This window comes from Enterocloster sp., assembly GCF_057861365.1.
In genome coordinates this window covers 97,956-115,669 of record NZ_DBMACH010000010.1, presented here as the reverse complement: position 1 = coordinate 115,669, position 17,714 = coordinate 97,956, and the positions used below count along the sequence as shown (strand labels likewise).

General features: G+C 46.4%; 21 protein-coding genes. 6 read left to right on the top strand and 15 right to left on the bottom strand.

The genetic code is table 11. The features are described from left to right. Positions 1 to 272: 272 nt before the first annotated feature. From ACZM6M_RS12065 to ACZM6M_RS12055, 3 genes are all read right to left on the bottom strand, one after another. Positions 273 to 515, bottom strand: coding sequence for a TraM recognition domain-containing protein (locus tag ACZM6M_RS12065; RefSeq protein WP_337934282.1), 243 nt, complete (start codon positions 513 to 515; stop codon positions 273 to 275). Between the two features lie 546 nt (positions 516 to 1,061). Continuing rightward, entirely contained in the window at positions 1,062 to 1,385 is a 324-nt protein-coding gene (locus ACZM6M_RS12060) for a cysteine-rich VLP domain-containing protein (RefSeq protein ID WP_340276314.1), read from the bottom strand. Further along, positions 1,366 to 1,527 (bottom strand): hypothetical protein, encoded by a 162-nt coding sequence (locus ACZM6M_RS12055; RefSeq protein ID WP_340276316.1) that lies wholly within the window; start codon positions 1,525 to 1,527, stop codon positions 1,366 to 1,368. The genes ACZM6M_RS12060 and ACZM6M_RS12055 overlap by 20 nt, the downstream gene beginning before the upstream one ends. 110 nt (positions 1,528 to 1,637) lie before the next feature. On the opposite strand from ACZM6M_RS12055, the gene ACZM6M_RS12050 reads away from it, so the two are divergent. Both ACZM6M_RS12050 and ACZM6M_RS12045 read left to right on the top strand, forming a co-directional pair. Then, the gene (locus ACZM6M_RS12050) at positions 1,638 to 1,916 is read left to right on the top strand and encodes a type II toxin-antitoxin system RelB/DinJ family antitoxin (RefSeq protein ID WP_005924829.1); all 279 of its coding nucleotides are present in this window, start codon (positions 1,638 to 1,640) and stop codon (positions 1,914 to 1,916) included. Then, the gene (locus tag ACZM6M_RS12045) at positions 1,913 to 2,203 is read left to right on the top strand and encodes a type II toxin-antitoxin system YafQ family toxin (RefSeq protein WP_002596328.1); all 291 of its coding nucleotides are present in this window, start codon (positions 1,913 to 1,915) and stop codon (positions 2,201 to 2,203) included. Before ACZM6M_RS12050 ends, ACZM6M_RS12045 begins: the two co-directional genes overlap by 4 nt. Positions 2,204 to 2,311: 108 nt before the next feature. Here ACZM6M_RS12045 and ACZM6M_RS12040 read toward each other — a convergent pair whose 3' ends face one another. Continuing rightward, positions 2,312 to 2,641, bottom strand: a complete 330-nt coding sequence (locus tag ACZM6M_RS12040) for a hypothetical protein (protein WP_484078092.1) — start codon at positions 2,639 to 2,641, stop codon at positions 2,312 to 2,314. Between the two features lie 203 nt (positions 2,642 to 2,844). On the opposite strand from ACZM6M_RS12040, the gene ACZM6M_RS12035 reads away from it, so the two are divergent. The 3 genes from ACZM6M_RS12035 (at position 2,845) to ACZM6M_RS12025 (ending at position 4,124) form a co-directional block, all read left to right on the top strand. Next, positions 2,845 to 3,204 (top strand): TnpV protein, encoded by a 360-nt coding sequence (locus ACZM6M_RS12035; RefSeq protein WP_418762325.1) that lies wholly within the window; start codon positions 2,845 to 2,847, stop codon positions 3,202 to 3,204. A gap of 385 nt (positions 3,205 to 3,589) precedes the next feature. After that, positions 3,590 to 3,955 (top strand): cysteine-rich VLP protein, encoded by a 366-nt coding sequence (locus tag ACZM6M_RS12030; RefSeq protein WP_337434529.1) that lies wholly within the window; start codon positions 3,590 to 3,592, stop codon positions 3,953 to 3,955. Further along, complete coding sequence (locus ACZM6M_RS12025) at positions 3,933 to 4,124, top strand: transposon-encoded TnpW family protein (RefSeq protein WP_337434517.1); 192 nt, start codon at positions 3,933 to 3,935, stop codon at positions 4,122 to 4,124. The genes ACZM6M_RS12030 and ACZM6M_RS12025 overlap by 23 nt, the downstream gene beginning before the upstream one ends. Positions 4,125 to 4,326: 202 nt before the next feature. Here ACZM6M_RS12025 and ACZM6M_RS12020 read toward each other — a convergent pair whose 3' ends face one another. From ACZM6M_RS12020 to ACZM6M_RS11975, 10 genes are all read right to left on the bottom strand, one after another. Further along, positions 4,327 to 4,737: a molybdenum cofactor biosynthesis protein MoaE gene (locus tag ACZM6M_RS12020; protein WP_337434518.1), complete on the bottom strand. Its 411-nt coding sequence runs from the start codon at positions 4,735 to 4,737 to the stop codon at positions 4,327 to 4,329. 706 nt (positions 4,738 to 5,443) lie between these two features. Then, on the bottom strand, positions 5,444 to 6,358 hold the full coding sequence (locus ACZM6M_RS12015; protein ID WP_178275766.1) for an amidohydrolase family protein: 915 nt from the start codon (positions 6,356 to 6,358) through the stop codon (positions 5,444 to 5,446). Between the two features lie 31 nt (positions 6,359 to 6,389). Next, positions 6,390 to 6,641 carry a hypothetical protein gene (locus ACZM6M_RS12010; RefSeq protein WP_066548388.1) on the bottom strand — a complete coding sequence of 84 codons (252 nt, stop codon included), beginning with the start codon at positions 6,639 to 6,641 and terminating at the stop codon, positions 6,390 to 6,392. 260 nt (positions 6,642 to 6,901) lie between these two features. Next, entirely contained in the window at positions 6,902 to 7,168 is a 267-nt protein-coding gene (locus ACZM6M_RS12005) for a hypothetical protein (protein WP_066548386.1), read from the bottom strand. A gap of 167 nt (positions 7,169 to 7,335) precedes the next feature. Continuing rightward, positions 7,336 to 8,418 carry a DVU_1551 family NTP transferase gene (locus ACZM6M_RS12000; RefSeq protein WP_337434519.1) on the bottom strand — a complete coding sequence of 361 codons (1,083 nt, stop codon included), beginning with the start codon at positions 8,416 to 8,418 and terminating at the stop codon, positions 7,336 to 7,338. Positions 8,419 to 8,431: 13 nt separating this feature from the next. Next, positions 8,432 to 8,827 carry an iron-sulfur cluster assembly scaffold protein gene (locus ACZM6M_RS11995; protein ID WP_066548382.1) on the bottom strand — a complete coding sequence of 132 codons (396 nt, stop codon included), beginning with the start codon at positions 8,825 to 8,827 and terminating at the stop codon, positions 8,432 to 8,434. A gap of 78 nt (positions 8,828 to 8,905) precedes the next feature. Beyond that, positions 8,906 to 11,272, bottom strand: coding sequence for an FAD-dependent oxidoreductase (locus tag ACZM6M_RS11990; RefSeq protein WP_337434520.1), 2,367 nt, complete (start codon positions 11,270 to 11,272; stop codon positions 8,906 to 8,908). Then, entirely contained in the window at positions 11,269 to 13,563 is a 2,295-nt protein-coding gene (locus ACZM6M_RS11985) for a xanthine dehydrogenase family protein molybdopterin-binding subunit (RefSeq protein ID WP_337434521.1), read from the bottom strand. The genes ACZM6M_RS11990 and ACZM6M_RS11985 overlap by 4 nt, the downstream gene beginning before the upstream one ends. Further along, positions 13,560 to 14,087 (bottom strand): (2Fe-2S)-binding protein, encoded by a 528-nt coding sequence (locus ACZM6M_RS11980; protein ID WP_066548376.1) that lies wholly within the window; start codon positions 14,085 to 14,087, stop codon positions 13,560 to 13,562. The genes ACZM6M_RS11985 and ACZM6M_RS11980 overlap by 4 nt, the downstream gene beginning before the upstream one ends. A gap of 51 nt (positions 14,088 to 14,138) precedes the next feature. Continuing rightward, entirely contained in the window at positions 14,139 to 15,380 is a 1,242-nt protein-coding gene (locus ACZM6M_RS11975) for an MFS transporter (protein ID WP_337434522.1), read from the bottom strand. Positions 15,381 to 15,752: 372 nt separating this feature from the next. On the opposite strand from ACZM6M_RS11975, the gene ACZM6M_RS11970 reads away from it, so the two are divergent. Then, positions 15,753 to 16,403, top strand: a complete 651-nt coding sequence (locus ACZM6M_RS11970) for a TetR/AcrR family transcriptional regulator (protein WP_296038955.1) — start codon at positions 15,753 to 15,755, stop codon at positions 16,401 to 16,403. A 40-nt stretch (positions 16,404 to 16,443) separates the two neighbouring features. Here the strand turns inward: ACZM6M_RS11970 and pepT are convergent, their stop codons facing one another. After that, entirely contained in the window at positions 16,444 to 17,694 is a 1,251-nt protein-coding gene (pepT, locus tag ACZM6M_RS11965) for a peptidase T (RefSeq protein WP_337434523.1), read from the bottom strand. Positions 17,695 to 17,714: the final 20 nt, after the last annotated feature.

Here is a 17,714-nt window from a genome sequence, read left to right as displayed (position 1 = left end):
CCAATGGTTAAGCGACAACAATACTATGCTTCGCTACAGGAGGCAGCATAAGGTCGAACATTCTTGAGAAAAAAGTGTAAACCAATATTGACAATATCATACCTTATCATTCAGGCTCTCGTCTATTAACAAGAGCGACAACATGCTACACTCTCCTTCGGGTTTCCCCTCTCGGATAAGTTGTAGAATAATAGGTTGTGATTTTTTATCACTTGATACTTTTACCTACTGCTTGCTAAAGGCAGTATTCCATAAATACCACGCCGCCGAATTTATAATGCGCTGGCGACTTCTGGGCGCACGCAATTTCCTACCAGGGTTTCCCATATTTTGTCATATTTTGCTTTAATCTGCGACAGGGATTGGAGGATGATCGTACAGGAAATTTCGTATTTCCTCATGGTTGATAACATTTTGTCAAAATCGGGAATTTCTCCGAATAGAGATAGGTAAGCCTCTGGTGTTACCACCTCGGGCTTTTCCACCGCTCCACACCGTGCGTGATAGTTTCCCATCACACGGCGTTCCACCGACTAAGATTACTTTTTAGTGCCTATATAGTCCTCGAATTGTATTTCTTCCAACTCCCGATGTTTTCGGAGTTTATTGATTTTCTCTTTCATTTCTTCGGTCAAGTCTAAGTCTGTAAGCAACTTTCTGATTTTTTCCGGATTTGTTGCTCTGACCACTTCTGATACCGCTTTTGACAGGATAATTAGATTCCTGTAGGTGTCGTTTCGCTCTCCCTTACAGGGTTTGATGTGCACACAGACCATATCTGATATTGACAGAGCATTATGCGTTACCGCACATTTACCTTTTTGTACGATATACCTCGAAAGAGCGTTTTTCACCATATACTTCATAACATCGTAACTAATACAATTTTCGATGTCGGAATATTTCCTCACATATTTATTGACTTCATGCCTTTTATATTTAGGATATTCGTATGACACATATCCTACAGGTATAATCATTTTTCCATTTATCCACCGAAACTGCTTGGATTTTCCATACTTTTCTTGAATAATTATGATTCATTCCATTGCTTTTCCCTGTTATTTCTCCCGTTGTTTCCGCTTGCGCTTTGCGGCGTTGATCCGCTTCATGCGTGCGGCACATTCCGAGCAGTATTTGGCCCGGTTGGAACGGGGGGTAAACAGCGCCGTTTCCAGTTCCCTATCCTGCGGCAATACCGCTGTCCGAAACCACCTGCACAACAGGGAGTAGGAAATAGACTGGATACAGACACATTCCTCCCCATCGTCCAGGGCGATACAGTTTTCGTCGATGTAGTTACAGCACTCATGCACCAGTTTCCGCGCTCTGTGGTACTGGCGGTAATCCATGACAGGGATAGGTTCAGTCTTGTTGTTCTTCATAGCGACAGTTCCCACACCCACCGCAGCCGTGGCAGTGTTGAGCCTCCGGGCGGCTGTCCGTATCTGCCGGTTCCGGCTGCACCAGCGGAAGGAGCAGATGGATATTTAGGTGGATCGTGACAGGTAAAGTGATTTCTTTCATAAAACAGGTAACCTCCTTGAATGAATTTATTGTTAAATATTCGTGCAAAGTATTGTTTTCTTCGTGCAAATGGCATATACTATAATTGCCAGCAGAAAGGGGTTGATCGTATGGCTGGAAATACCACAAACATCAGTATCCGCATGGACGCAGATTTGAAAGCGCAGGCGGACGCACTGTTTACTGAACTTGGCATGAACCTGACTACGGCATTTAACATCTTTGTGCGCCAGTCGCTTCGTGAAGGCGGCATTCCCTTTGAGGTAAGGCTGGAACAGCCGAACAAAGAAACGGTTGCTGCCATGCTGGAAGCGGAAAGAATTGCAAAAGACCCGTCTGTAAAGGGCTACAATGACCTTGACGAGTTGTTTGCTGACCTGAAAAGATGAAAGAAACCAAATATACTGTCAAGTACACGACCAGTTTCAAAAAGGACTACAAACGAGCCATAAAGCGTGGCTTGAAGATCGAGCTGTTGGAGCAGGTCGTAGCATTGCTGGCAATGGGCGAACCGCTGCCGGATAAGAACCGTGACCATGACCTGTCCGGCGATTGGGCAGGTCATCGGGAATGTCATATTCTCCCGGACTGGCTGCTTGTCTATCGCATAGAGGATGATGTTCTGGTGCTGACGCTGGCCCGCACCGGCACACACAGTGACTTGTTCGGCAAATAAACCGTCTGCCGCCGTATGGGGAAACCTGTACGGCGGTTTTTTCTGTATACAAAAGTATGTTGTGAAACGCGACGCACTTGGCAGGGGTACACCAAAACGCGGCAGCCTTTATCGCTCCGGCCCACGGTCGTGAGACTTGTCCATTTCCTGTCGGGACAGCTGCCCGGCGGTTTTGCGGAGCCGTTCCACTGCTTTCAAATTCTCCCTCATGGATTTCATGGCAAGCGTGTCCGTCTGCTTTCCGGCGGCCAGCTGGTCGATCTCCCGCTGCCATGCCTTCGGGGTTATCCCCTCGCCACTGTCTTTCAAGTCTTTCAGATACCGGACTGCTGCGTCATACAGGATCAGTTCCCGGCTGTGGCGCTGCTCAAACTGTTCCCGCTTTTCCGGCTTTACTTTGGCAAACTGTTTGTGGATGGACTTATACTGTTCCCACATCTCCCCGCGTTCGGTAAGAGTGGCGATCCGGCGCTCAGCCTTGGCGATCTTTCCCCGCAGGTCATAGTAACATGTAAAGGGTGGTTTCTGCCATCTAATACATATGACTGCGGCTCATTTGTGGTAAACTGAAAAGCAGTTGTAAGAATGGAGTCAAAAAGCCTTATAACCGCTGGAAATCAACACAAAAGGAGCTGAATTTTATGAAAACTATCTTTGAAGAAATGGGCGGTACATACCGTCAAGTGGGCGATTATTTCATTCCCAGCATTACTTTGCCGGATGACGGCGAATATCAGATAGGCAAATACGGGCGTATGCGCCGCAGCTACCTGAAAGAGTACCGTAAAATCCTCTACAACAACTATGTGTTGGAGGGAATACTGTTCAAGCATTTAGCTGAAATCGATCAAATCGGCAACGAGCGCATTGAAAACATCGTTTCCGCTATGGCAAAGCAGGAAGGCGTCTGTCCCGCCATGCAATCACATTTTCAAACTCCCGTTGTGTTCTGGTGGAATCCTCCAATCGTGCAAGGGCTTCTGCCCGCAGTTCTCGTTTGAGCTTCTTACGATCCGGTTCTTCCTCGTCAGTACCATCCTCAAAGGGATGTTCCTCGGCGTCGGCTTCCAGTTCTTCGATGAGCTGTTCTTCTTTTGCAATCTGGCACATGGCTTGTTCGGATAATTCGGTTTCTTCGGTATCCGTATCATTGTCAGCAAGAACAACTTGGTTCTTCCGCTTCTTTTCGGGAAGATCGTCAGCAGCTTCTTCCTCATCGTCCCAAAGGGATTTTCATCTTCTTCGTCATCGACTATGTAATCGGAATCGTCCGTTTCATATTCATCTTCATAGTCAGTATTTTCTTCATAAAAACCGTCATGTTCATATCGTTCGGGATCGTCGAACACCGCAGACCCCTCCCTTCGAAAATATTTTCAAAAAAAGCTGGTTACTTCTCTCTGCGCCAACTACGACAACGAGTACGGCTGCCTGCCATTGGACTGTGACTGTCCAGTGTTGGGGATCTGTTTTACCAACAGCGCACTATGCAGATATTTCCGCAAGTCTGTCCTGCCGGAAGATGCAGGGTTGGAAGCCGTATTCACGCAAACACCGACCACTCATTGCAAACAATGCGGCAAGCCGTTCCCAACTGACGGAAAACGGGTGTACTGCCCACAGCGCTGTGCCAAAGGCTTTTTGAGGGCATTTTTGCATTGGCAGGGTGTTAATACCTTTTCTATTAGACGAAAAAATAATGAATATTTCAACACGGAGGTAACTGCCTATGGCAAAAAACGAGAACAGTAATTTTTCTTATATGACTCGCTGCATTGACGGCACCACCTATAAAGTTAAAGTAATATTCAGCGATACAGAGAAAGAAATAATGGAGGATAAAGTTTTACGGATGATTCGCAATGAAACGGTTACAACTGGCGGAACTTGTCGTATAATAGATTCACCACAAATGAGCTGACAGTCTGAAAGGAGCGCATCATGAGCATAAAACAGACTGAAGGAAAAATCATGGAACGGGGAAAAGATAGTTATCGTTAGCCATCTTTTTCTCTTTTTTATAAAAAAATTTCAGGGCCGGTTGTGACTCGCATAAGTCACAACCGGCCCTGTTTTAGGCTATCTATTTCCCGACAACCCCTTTTCATAGAGTGATTTACATATTAAAATAATTCTTCTTCTTTTACACAGTGGTTTTTAAGTTCGCCTACCAGAGACTGAAGCGCATCAACCACATGGGGACGGATATCTCCGCCGACTAACACCAGCATGATATCGTCTCCTACCTCCAGCTGTCCTTCATTCAGCCATACACGGACATAACCGATTCCCGGCATATTCTGTGTATTCTCTACTGCCTCTTCCACCTTCTCTTTGTCATAAGAGAATACCATTCCTTTCACATCGGATGCAGAAATGTCTCCCTGTCTTACCTTTGCCCTCGCACTCTGGCGGACGATTCCATTGTGGAACAGATACATTCCACATTCAGGTGCGCTTTTATCTTCTTTTGCCTCTTTAATCCATGCATCCATGGAAGGTACTGTGGTTTTTGTATGCTCCATACGATCCATTTATTTTATCCTCTTTTCTTTATTGTATTAAACCGACATTTTAATATATTATTTTCTGTAAATGAGCAAGTTCGTGATTTTGCACAAAAGAAAGACACTGCGAAGTCAAGTAATGATTTTGATTCATTTATGAAGCTGGCAATATAATTTTGTGCAATTTTTCAAATTTGCTCATTTATAGTTATTTTTATATTATAAACGGTTTTTAAATGAATGACAACCATCTCATTGAAGCCAGAAAATCTTCATACACCATAGGCCGTCAACTCCTGCGTTTCTGTTTTTCCATGTCGATCACCGGCGAGATAAACATGATCTATCATACATATTTTTAATGCTGTTATCATCCTTCCTTTTCTGTATAATGGTGGAATGGATTTCAATGAAAGGAAGTGAAAATACGATGATTCTATATTTTACAGGAACAGGAAACAGTGAGTATACTGCCCGGAGGATAGCGAAAGAACCCGGGGGGAAAATCTGTAATCTTTTTACAAAAATGCTTGTAAACGGCAAACCCCATTGGGGAAATAAATGTACCCACTGTATGACCTGTATCTGCCGCTGTTCCCAAAAAGTGATTGAGTATGGAAAACACAGTCAGGAGCTTAACCGATACACCTGCCCGAAATAAAAAGAACCGCCCGTCTCCTTTTGAAAAGAGATCAGGCGGTTTTCGGGCTGCAGAACATGTTGGTCTGTTTGATCAGGAAAGGCCAGCGTAAACCTTCGCTGCATTCTGATACAGGATCTGTTCCCGCTCTGCATCATTTAGCCCTTCCATCTCCCGAATCCAGCGCACATAGTCGCCATACGGAGCCTCTTTCAGGGCTGAAGGCATATCTGTGCCGAACAGCAGCTTATCTGCGCCCACCAGGTCTCTTGCCAGCCGTACATAGGCTCCGGCTCTCTTCCAGGGCTCGGAAGCATCCATACAATTATGGGGTACGCTTGCCAGGTCAAACCATACATTGGGGAGGGCCAGCCCTTCCAGAGCCCGTTTCAGTTCCTCCTCCTGCTTTCCGTTGGGAGCCAGAAGGTGGCAGATCACAAAGTTTACGCCCGGATGGCGGGTAACTGCGTTTTTAAGTCCCTCTGCCTGCCAGCTTTTACTGCCGCACTTTCCGATGTCAATAACCATCACATGGCCCATACGCTCCCCATAGGAAAAGGCCTCCTCCATGCGTTCTCCGTCGATGAGGAAATCAGGATGGATTGCCATCACGCCGGAGCCGGTGCTGACCTCGAACTTTTCAATCTTAAATCCCAGTTCTTCAAACAGAAAGCGCCGGATTCCATCCCGGTCAAAGGAATAGGGATCATAGCTGGCGGCGCCGATAAAACGGTTCGGATACTTTTTTACAGCCTCCCAGGTATAATAATTCTGAAAACCGTAGAAGTTTCCCTGAAGGAGCACGGATTTTTCCACTCCGTTCTCATCCATGATTTCAAGAAGCTGTTCCGGGCTTACGCCGTCTGTATGAAACTGCTCCGGTATCATCCGGACTACCTGTCCGTTGGCATAGCGGGCCATTCCGCCGCCGATGCTGCGCAGCTCTCCGCCGGAGCCGATCCCTGCGATGTACTGGACAATATGGGCGTGGCTGTCGATTATCTTCATAGTTCCTTTTAACCTGCCTTTTCTCTGTTATTTAAAAACGGCATCCATGTTTTCTGCCGGCTTTTTCCTGTCTGTGATGGCCGCCGCAATGTTCCCTTTGCGGTCTGTGGAAGGCTTCCCGCTGTCCTGCTTCACCATAACGGTCGCAGACGCCGTCCTGATCCGCGTCCTCATAATACCTGCCGCATCCCGGCTCGGCTGCAAAGGTGCTTACTGAACCCATTGCAAACACAGCTGCCGCTGCAAAAAACGCTACAGCCGTCTTTTTTATGTTCCGTTTCATAGAGGTTCCTCCCTTCTTTTTATACCATAAATATAACACAGTCCGACGGCTAAATCCAGTGGGAGCCGGTATGTCTGCTGTGCAGTTTTGCAGTTCAATCTGAAGTTTGTTTTCCAAAAAAAATAAACAGATATGGGCATAGTGATGCTAAAAAATAGGATAAAACTCCACCAGAACCTATTCTGACAAGCAGACGTATTATGATTCTGTACCAGCCTATAGGATACAAAAATAGAACTATCCCAAGAGCGCCTAACAGGTCAGGCATTACCAGTTCCAATGCTGTTATGATTATCTGAAATATTACAGTTATACTGGCTGAATAAAACAGGATTTTTCGAGAAAAAAAAACGAAAAATAAATCTTCCAAGCAAAAGAGCGATTGCAAAGATTGCTGCTTCCAGTATGTAGTTTTCCTGTTCTGTATGAACGCTGTATGTGATATCCGCATAAAAACCAATCGTTCCTGTGATCAAACAATAGGCAGGGACAATCCAAAGACCGTGCATTTTATATTTTATATTCAATTACAGCTCTCCTTTTCATGTTATTTTAGGATATACCATATCTTAAATATACCACAAACCTGTGTTTTGCTGTCTTACTATTTTTTTACATTTTTACATGGATATAAAACAAAAAAGCGCCCCATCCGGCTTTCAGCCTCCGGACAGGACACTTTTATTTTACTTACCTATGAAACAAAACTTTCTTCCCATACCTGCCATGCCTCCCTGGCCTGGCGGTATTTTTTATTGTGCCATTTCAGCGCTTCGCTGTTTCCGGCACATTTGGCAAGGCTTTTTTCAAAGCGTTCGTCGATGGATACTTCTTTATCTCCCTGGATCATCTTATCTGCTAAATATACAACCAGGGTTTCGTCTGCCTTTGAGGGCATCCTGTCCAGCCAGTGGTGCTGCCGTACAATCTCCGCTGCCCGGCTGTAGCCGCTTTCCTTTAAAAGCGCTGCTCCTGCTGCTGCATGATCTGCGCTCCCCTTGCGGATGTCATGAAGAAGGGAAGCAGACCGAACCAGATTCAGATCCAGGAGTATCCCTTTTTCCTGCAGCTTTACAGCCATGGAAAGAGCCTTACGGCTCACTGCCTCGCTGTGGCGGCGGAGGTGATCCGGCATCTGAGAGGTTTCCAAGAGCCATTTTAAGGCTTCCCCATCAGGATATCCCTGTCCTCTGCTGCCCTCCAACTGTAACAGACGGCGGTATTCCTCTTTTGTATCTGCATCTACAAAACTGCCCTCATCAGCGACTTCTACATCCAGAATCAAATCTGAGCAGCTTTTTAAAAAGCCCTTCAGTCCCTGCTCTCCCTGATACGATAATACAGCTTCCATCATTACTGAGCTGAGTTTTACCGGATGTCCACGCCGTCCGGCACATTTTGTCCGGACAATAGGGCTGTCTGCGTCTATGATCTTTTTTACAGTTTCTTCGGTTACGGCAGGCACGTCCACGGGCATGACAAGCACCTCGCTGCATTGTCCTTTAATTGCTTCGAACCCCAGCTTTAACGAATCGAGCATTTCCGTAGAAGCATACTGCCGATTTTGGATAAATATAATATCCGTATCCTTTAACTGCTGTTTTAGCTCTTCTCCCCGGTATCCTGTAACCATTACAACAGGGGATACGCCGGTTCGCGCAAGCATCTGCGTCAGATGCCTGGCAACACATTCTTTTCCAAAGGGAAGCAGGGGTTTAAAATCTCCCATCCTGGAGGAAAGACCCGCTGCTGCAATTACAGCGCCTGTTTGCTTCATATGTTTACCTCTTTTATGCCTGTTTGCTGATCCGTTCTGCACGCTTTACAGCGTAATCCTGAAGAGTCCGTTTAAGGCCGATTTCCGCCATCTGAGCGCAGTGGATGCTCTCCTTTTCAAGTCCGCCGAAAAACTCAGACAGCTGGGCGGCATTGATCAGATATGCTTCCATTACAGGTTTGCCCAGTGCACATTCTGCGACTCTTGCGGCACATGCTTTTAACGGAGGGCAGGCGGTATCGGTAACTGTATAATGAAATTCTGTAATAACTTCCCTTTTTGTATCAATAAACATTTCCAGACAGTCGCCGCATCCCGGCTCTTTAACCTCTCCCGCTCCCAGAAAGTGCTCCGGCTTTCCCAGATTTTCTTTTTTTTCACTGTATAACAGAATTTTCTCCCTGTCCATTTTACAATATCCTTTCTTTGATGCCGGAGAGGTCTTTTGTCCTCCCGCTTTTTATTTTATCCAACTGGATGGCTTAAATCAGAATCCAAGGAATCTCCGGATCATAACCTTTGCCATTTCAATCTTATAACCGTTCATCTCCAAAGGAATTGCCTTCTTAAGGGCAATCTCTGCTGCTTCTTTTGCGGTTTCCTCTGTAAGTTCCTTACCAAGCAGATACTGCTCTGCCTCCTGTAATTTCATAGGAATCGGTGCAGCTGCTCCCAATACAAGGCTGATTTCCTTTACAATGCCTTCTTCCAGACGAAGGGTACCTGCTACTGCAAGAATAGCGAAATCAATTGATTTTCTCGTTCTGTACTTATCATAAACAGCAGTTGTGCCTTCAGAAGGCATTGGAACTACGATTTCCAGAACAATTTCTCCCGGCTTTAAGGTATCCTTTACGCGGGTAGAGCCTGCAAAGAAGGTTTCTGCGTCCAGCTCTCTCATATTTGTACGGATTTTTGCACCGTAAGCATACAGCATATTTGCCATGTCGCTTGGGTTTACAGCCAGACATCCGCAGTTGAAGCAGCGGGATGCCTCATGCTTTACAGCACTTTCATCCAGTCCGCTTAAATCCTCCTTATCCATGGCTCTGTCTTCTACAGAAAGGAGGGATGCCTTTGCTGCCTCGTGATTATGACGGCACTCATTTGTAAAGGATGCCAGTTTTTCTTTCAGGCGGGCAGCAGCTGCCTTCTCAACCTCAAGGGCGTCTGTCTGGCAGTATTTGCGGATAGCGATCGCAGTGTCCTTTCCTGCCGCAATTGCCTTGATAACGGTTGCAGGTCCGGTTGTTACATCGCCTCCGGCAAAAATGCCTTCCACGCTGGTCTTGTTTCCTTCTAATGCCTTGATGCGTCCGCGTTCAGTTTCAACCTCATAAGCGCCTTCCAGGAAGTCCAGATCAGCCTTCTGTCCGATTGCCATCATGATAACATCTGCATCTACTGTAAGCAGATTGTTTTCATCATATACAGGATTGAAACGTCCTGTTTCATCCAGAACCTGAGGACAGTTCTTGAATACGATTCCGCTGACTTTTCCGTCTGTTCTCAGAACTTCCTTGGGTCCCCAGCCGTTGACGATCTTTACGCCCTCTTCCAGTGCCCTTGTAACCTCTTCTTCATTTGCCGGCATGGAATCTCTCTGCTCAAGACAGACCATGGTTACATTGTGGGCGCCCAGACGTTTGGCAGTGATGGCAACGTCCATGGCAACGTTTCCGCCGCCGACTACAACAACATCAGAACCGGGTCTGTCAAGAATATAATTATTTACGTCAATCAGGAATTCCAGGCCGAACCGTGTGAGTTCTTCGCCTGCAAGCCCGATCAGAGGACGTTTCCATGTGCCTGTATCCAACATTACGCTGTCGCTGATTTTATAAATTTCATCCAGAGTAATGTCTGTGCCTACATTACAGCTGCAGCAGAATGTGACACCCATATTCTCAAGAACAGAAACAAATTTTCTTACGATATCCTTTGGAAGCCGGTATGCCGGAATTGCATAGGAAAGGCAGCCGCCGGGTTCCTTCTGTTTCTCATATACGGTAACTGCAAAGCCGCTCTGGCGGAGATAGAAAGCGGCGGTCAGGCCCGCAGGACCGGAACCTACGATGGAAATTTTCTTTCCGTTTTCTTCCTTCGGTCCCTGCATAAAGTCCTCGGAATGCTCCAGAACCATATCTCCAAGGTAACGCTCAATGCCGCCTACATTCAGGCTCTCATCATATGTATTGCGGTTGCAGCCTTCCATACAGAAGTGAGCGCATACGCGGCTGGTAATAGCCGGCATCGGATTTACCTCCAGGATTACGCGGGCCGCATCCTCATATCTTCCTGCACGTACCATTTCCATATATGCGGAAATGTCTGTATGAGCAGGGCAGTTTCCGGTACATGGAGTCTCACATACCTTTGCTGCGCCGAAAATGGAATGATAACGGTTTTCACCCATCATAGCGGAGCAGAGATGGCCACTCTTACGTGCACAGTCAATCTTTCCGCCCAGAATATCCGGATAGCGGTAATACCAGCAGCGAATGTCCTGACACAGGTTTCCGGCTACGGTAGCAGTATTGCGGATGTTAGGGGTGGCAACACTTGTAGCGGCAGTGCTTAAAGCGCCCCAGTGCTCTTTTACTGTTTCAGAATCAGCTACCTGACGCAGAGTTGCCTCCGCGCCAATGTGAAGTCCGTCCTCCTTTACTTCAATCTGGGACAGGCCGGGAAGCTTCTTTAAATTAACCACCTGCTCCGGATATTCCGGAAGCAGTCCGTCCTTTAATACGCCAATCAGATCCGTGCCTCCGCCCATGACAACTGTGCCGGACTGTTTCAGCAGCTCAGACGCATCCTCCACAGAAGATGGATTTATGTATGTAAAATTTTTCATTTATTTGCCTCCTTTTCCTTCAGCGCTTTCAGGACTTTTGCAGGTGAGAATGGATAAGAATCCAGCTTAATGCCGCAGGCATTGTAGATTGCCATACGGATGGCAGGACCGCCGGGAGCCAGTAAGGGCTCTCCTACTCCCACTGCGCCAAATGGATAATCATTCTCTGTATTCTTCATAGACTCCAGGACAATGTGGTCATGGGGAACTACATCATTAAAGGTTCTTGTCTTATAATCAATATTGCTTGCGTTTAATACCCGGTAATCATTGGGGTCCCATACGGTTTCTTCCATACATGCGATATCAATTCCCGCAAAGAAGGACTGCATCTGATTGCGCAGCGGAAGCGGGTTTACAATTACGCCTGCATCAGATCCGCCAAAGTGGTCTACAATCTTAAAGGTACCCATTTCCAGATCTACCTCTACTTCTACAAACTGAAGATGGAAAATGGTACTGTCATGAACACCGTCAAAATGGCCGCAGCCGGTAACGCCGTCTACTTTTCCCATCAGGTGAGGGAACAGAGAGTATTTTTCTTCCGGATTGGACAGACGGCACACATATCCGCCCTTAAATTCCAGATCATCCTCAGGAAGGCCGAGCTTTTCATGAGCCAGCTGATAAAGCTTCTTTTTCACATCCTCACAGGCGCGCTTTGCTACGATGCCTCCGCAGTAGGTAGAACGGGAACCGGTGGAACCGAAATCAGGCGGCGTCATTCCTGTATCAGAATCGGACACACGGATGGACTCCAACGGCATATCCAGCTCTTCTGCCACAACCTTGAGCATAACGTCTCTGGTACCTGCGCCAAACTCAGACATACAGGTTGACAGATAGACTGCGCCCAGTCCGGTAAGGGTAACATTGGCATTGGATGGCTTTCCGCCGGTATCTGAATGGCCTGCAGCGCCTACTCCCACGCCTCTTACCTTCTTTCCGTCAGCAGATACCCAGGTAGGAACGCCCCAGCCCTTGAATCGGTCAGACCAATGGAATGCATCTGCTGTCTTGACAACCAGATCGCTCCAGTCGGCCGTCTTGTTATACTGCCATGGATGAGGCTCTGCATTTGCATTGTGATACCGGTCGCCCTTCTTCATCGCATTTTTAACCAGATAAGTTACAGGATCAATATCCAGCTTTATACATGCCTCCATAATTGCCTGACTTACCAGAGCCGTAGACTCCATGTAGCCGTATCCGCGGAAGGAACCGGAAGGCATATGGTTGGTAACAACTACCTCTGCATCGTATTTCTTATTGTCTGTTTTACAGAGGATGGGAAGAGTATTAGTTCCCACCGCCAGCATGAATTCCTGAGTGGAAGCGCAGACGCCTGCATCTGCAACCTGATTCATAACAACCGCGCTTGCCAGACCGTCTTTCTTCATACCAAATTTAAGATGAGCCTTGGTAACCATACGGTTCTGATGGATTGCAAAATGCTCTTCTTTGCTGTAATTAAACATAACCGGACATCCGGCAGCCTTCGCCATTACTGCTGTAAATACAAGAGGCTGCACATTGCCGCTGTATAACTTGGAACCAAAGCTTCCTCCTACTGCCGGAGCGGTAAGGCGTACCTGCTCATAAGGCACATTTAAGGATGAAGCCACATTCTGATGGCAGTATGCAGGAGCGGCAGCGGATGCGATAAAGTTATATGTATCGTTTTCATACCAGCAGATGGTAACAGGAGGCTCTACCGGAAGCGGGTTCTGTCCGTTTTCGATAGAAGAATCAACCTCAACGATTACATCTGACTCCTCAAAGCCCTTTTCCACATCTCCCACCTCAAAGTTTATGTTATTTTTGTGAGGGGCAATATTTCCCGGAAATTCTGGATAAAGCTGTGGTGCATCGGGAGCCAGCGCTTCCTCGATGGTGAATACAGGCTTAAGCACCGTGTAGGTTACGTCAATCAGCTTCATTGCTTCCAGAGCAATATCCTCTGTCTCGGCAACTACCAGGGCAACTGCATCTCCGATGAAGCGGACATACTGATCCATAATATGATGATGCTTAGGAGGGGTAAAACCGTTTGTGATGTAAATATTCGGGTCCACATCCTTCCAGGTCACAACGGCAGTAACTCCGGGATAAGCCTTGGCCTTTTCAACGTCAATGGCTTCGATTTTGGCATAGGGATGGGGGCTTCTTAAAATTTTTCCATACTGCATACCAGGCACCTTAAAATCACCGGTATACTTTGCTTTTCCCGTTACAATCTGAGGACCTAACAGGCGAACCTTTTCCTTGCCTACATACTTTAATTCTTTCATTCCTGCTCCTCCTTTTTGCTTTTATTGCTTTCTACATAGGCCATAATGGATTCTACTGCCGTATAGTGGGTTCCGCAGCGGCAGTAATTTCCAGCCAGTGCTTCTCTGACCTCTTCCTCTGTGGGTTCCGGATTTTCATTTAAAAGCGCTTTTGCTGTCATGATTACACCGGGGATACAGAAACCGCACTGATATCCGCAGTTGTCCAAAAATGCCTGCTGCAGGCCGTCCAGTTCTCCTGTGGCCCGGTCAGCCAGACCTTCAATTGTGGTAATCTCTGAGCCGTCACAATCCATAGTCAATGTCATGCATGACGTAACTGCCTTTCCGTCCATAATCACGGTACAGCAGCCGCAGGCTCCCTGATCGCATCCGATCTTTAAGCCTGTAAGGCCCAGACGGTCCCTGAGGGTATGAGCCAGAGTCTCGCTTTCGGGCATATCATTTCTGCCCGTTCCCACGGTGATGTCGTAATCCTTTCCGTTTACCTTCAAGGTAATGATTTTTTGAACAAGTTCTTTCATATTGCTTTTTTCCTTTCTATAAAAGTGATCTTTGAATCAAAAGCTACCTTTTTATGGACGTTCGTCATTTTTTACCAGAAAGCTGAAGAATACCGCAACCACTGCGCATCCAACAAAGATGTACCATACAAAGGAATAACTTCCTGTTGCATCAATTACCCGTCCTACAATGATAGGCATAATCAGGCTTGCCATCTGGAATAACAGATTCTGTGTGGAGGCGGCAGTTGCTGTAAAGCGCTCTCCTGCCAGCATCATGGCAGAGGTGGTGTAATGGGTGGAAGGCAGATAGGAAACCGCACCATAGATAATTCCTACCAGAATCAGTCCGGTGTAGCTTCTCTGCATAGAGAAGATAATGGTCATCACACCCATGCCTGCAAGGGTCATCATAAGGAAATTCCGGTGGCTCATGTGAAGCTTCTGGGCAATACTTCCGGACAGGCAGGAGGCAATGATGCCCGCAATGCTGTAGCAGGTAATAATCATGCCGCCCTGGACAGGGCTGAAACCGATGCTCTGGACATATTTATTGGTCCAGGTAGCAAAGCCTACGCTGATAAACATGAACATAAATCCGCTGGCGCCCAGAAGAAGCTGCTGTTTATTGGTAAAGAAACCAACCAGTCCCTCCAGCATTCCGGCCTGTCCGGCTCCGGGAGCTTTGGCTGCCGCGGTCTGTGCTGCTGCCCTGGGAGCGGAAGCTTCCGGCGCTTTCTTTTCAACGGGCTGTACAAATACAGCTAATAAAACCACGATAACGGCTGCCACTGCGCCTACAATCATAAAGGTAGTCCGCCATCCAAAGGCCTGATTGAGAGGAGCGCCTAAAGACTGAGCCAGTGTGATGCCGAAAGGCGGGGAAGCCAGCACTACGCCCATAGCAGAAGCTCTCTCTTTTGGTGCAAATGTAAGGGCAACTACTTTTGAACACTGGGCCATAACGCAGCCGCTGCTCACACCTGTAATCACACGGATTGCCAGTCCCATTTCATAGCTGTTTATGGCTGACATAAGGGCTGTCATAGCGCCGCCTAAAACGGTACAGGCAATCAGAATATACTTGGGCTGATATTTGTCCGCCATAATTCCGCCCGGAATCTGTGTTACCAGATATCCTGCAAAAAAAGCAGACATATAAAGTCCTGCCTGTGTGGCGTTAATACCAAATTCCCCGGATACGTCTGCCATCAGAGGGCTCCAGATGTACCGGCTCAAAAAGGTAAATGAAAACGCCAGTGTGACTGCCGCCAATGACATATACTTGTTTGTTTTTTTCGTTTGAGTTCCCATGACTTCTCCTTTTTGTCATTTTTTTAACATTTGTGTTTAAAAAAAAGAATTCAGCTGACCTTTTTGTGCTATACAAACACATTTTGTATACTGTTGATTTTAACCTTTTTTATCCATATAGTCAATATAGTTTTGTAATTTAATTCAAAATTTACGTTATTAATTTATATAAATAACGCTTTTTTCGATTTTTTTCACACAATACAAAATGTTATTTGTATAGCACTATTTTTCTTGATTTTGTCAGATAATATAACAATCTTCTTTGTTCATATTTACTTGGCAAAGATTTGTCATTGAGTTATAATGGTTTGGGAAGGCCAGAGTATTTTCCTTCTGACCATCCATATCAATCTAAAGGGAGTCCAATATTTGAAAGAAACAGAATCCAGAAATTTAAAAGAAGAAATTCTGACGGTAACCGGCCGTATGTTCCTTGAATACGGATACAGCGGCACTACATTTCAGAAAATTGCAGATGAATTAAATATTACAAAAGGCGCCATCACTTATCATTTTAAGAACAAATTTATGATCATGGAAACGTTTATAGATGATCTGTTCAGTCAGATCAAAGGATATGTAGACTCGTTTCCGGAAGAATATAAAAACCGATACTGGCGTCACTGCATAATCTATATCTACGCCTACAGAAAGATAATGAGCACGCCTAAAAACATGGAATTATTTTATCATAAGGATCAGCAGCTGATCTGGCAGAATCATAAGCTGGCCATGATCGCCGGAATCTATGAAGAGATTGAAAAGGACTTCCACAAATCCTATGACCGAAAAGATCTGCAGATGAAGGCATACATGGATATGGGGGTTCGATCCAGACTGTTTGAGACCTACCAGAATCATCCCGGCGTATTTACCCTGGATCAATACTGCTACTATCATATCTATCTGTTGGGCATTTTATGCAAGCTGGATGAAATGACCATCCAGGAAAACATAAAAGACGCCTTTGCCTTTGCCGATTCCCATCCTCTCGATATACGGTCATGTATTTTTGAATAAAGCGCCCCATTCCGAAGATCCGGAAGGGACGCATTTGTTTTTATCGATCCATTTCCCCGAATCGCTTTGCAATCCGGATCAGAAGCTCTGTAATGGTTTCCATAGATTCTGCACAGATATACTCATACTTCCCATGGAAATTGTGGCCTCCGGTACACAGGTTGGGGCAGGGAAGGCCCATATAGGAAAGCCTTGCTCCGTCTGTGCCGCCGCGGATGGGTACGATCACCGGAGTGATACCCAGCTCTTCCATAGCTGCCTTTGCCTCGTCGATCAGGTACATATAGGGCTCGATCTTCTCTTTCATGTTGTAGTAGGAATCTTTTACCTGTACCTCTATAGAACCAGAGCCGTATTTTTTGTTCAGATAGGCAGCTGCTTCCTTAAACAGTTCCTTTTTATCCTCAAATTTCTGCTTATTGTGGTCACGGATAATGTATTCCAGAGAAGCCTCCTCTACACTGCCCTCCATCCGGTCCAGATGGAAGAAGCCTTCATACTCCTCTGTATACATGGGATTTTCAAAGACCGGCAGCAGGGACTGAAATTCCATTCCCATTAAAAGGGCGTTTTTCATCTTTCCCTTAGCGCTGCCGGGATGGATGCTGGCTCCATGGATCTTTACCCGCCCGGATGCCGCATTAAAATTCTCATATTCCAGTTCTCCGATCGCTCCGCCGTCTACGGTGTAGGCCACATCTGCTCCAAAGCCATTTACATCAAAGCGGTCAGCGCCCCGTCCAACCTCTTCATCCGGGGTAAAGGCGATACAGATCTTGCCATGCTTTTCCTCCGGATGGGATAAAAACCAGGCTGCCATGGTCATGATCTCTGCCACACCCGCCTTATCATCTGCCCCTAAAAGGGTGGTGCCGTCAGTGGTGATAAGCGTCTTTCCCTTATAATTTTTCATTTCCGGAAAGTCATTTGCGGAAAGCCAGATGGAGGCGTCCTTATTTAAACAGATATCCTCTCCATCGTAATTTTCAATAATCTGAGGCTTTACGTTTGTGCCTGAAAATGCAGGCGCTGTATCCATATGGGAAATAAAACCCAGAGCAGGTGCCTGATGGCCTTCCTCCAGATTTGAGGGGATCACGCCGTATACATAGCCATTTTCGTCCTCCCGCACATCCGATACGCCCAGCTCTTTCAGTTCCTCTGCCAGCATATGGCCTAAAACCCTTTGCTTTTCTGTACTTGGCATCTGCTCCATATCATCCGCAGACTGGGTGTCTACGGCTGCATAGCGCAGAAAGCGCTCTGTTACCTGTGATCGATTCTGTACCATTGTGTTTCCTCCTTAAATGT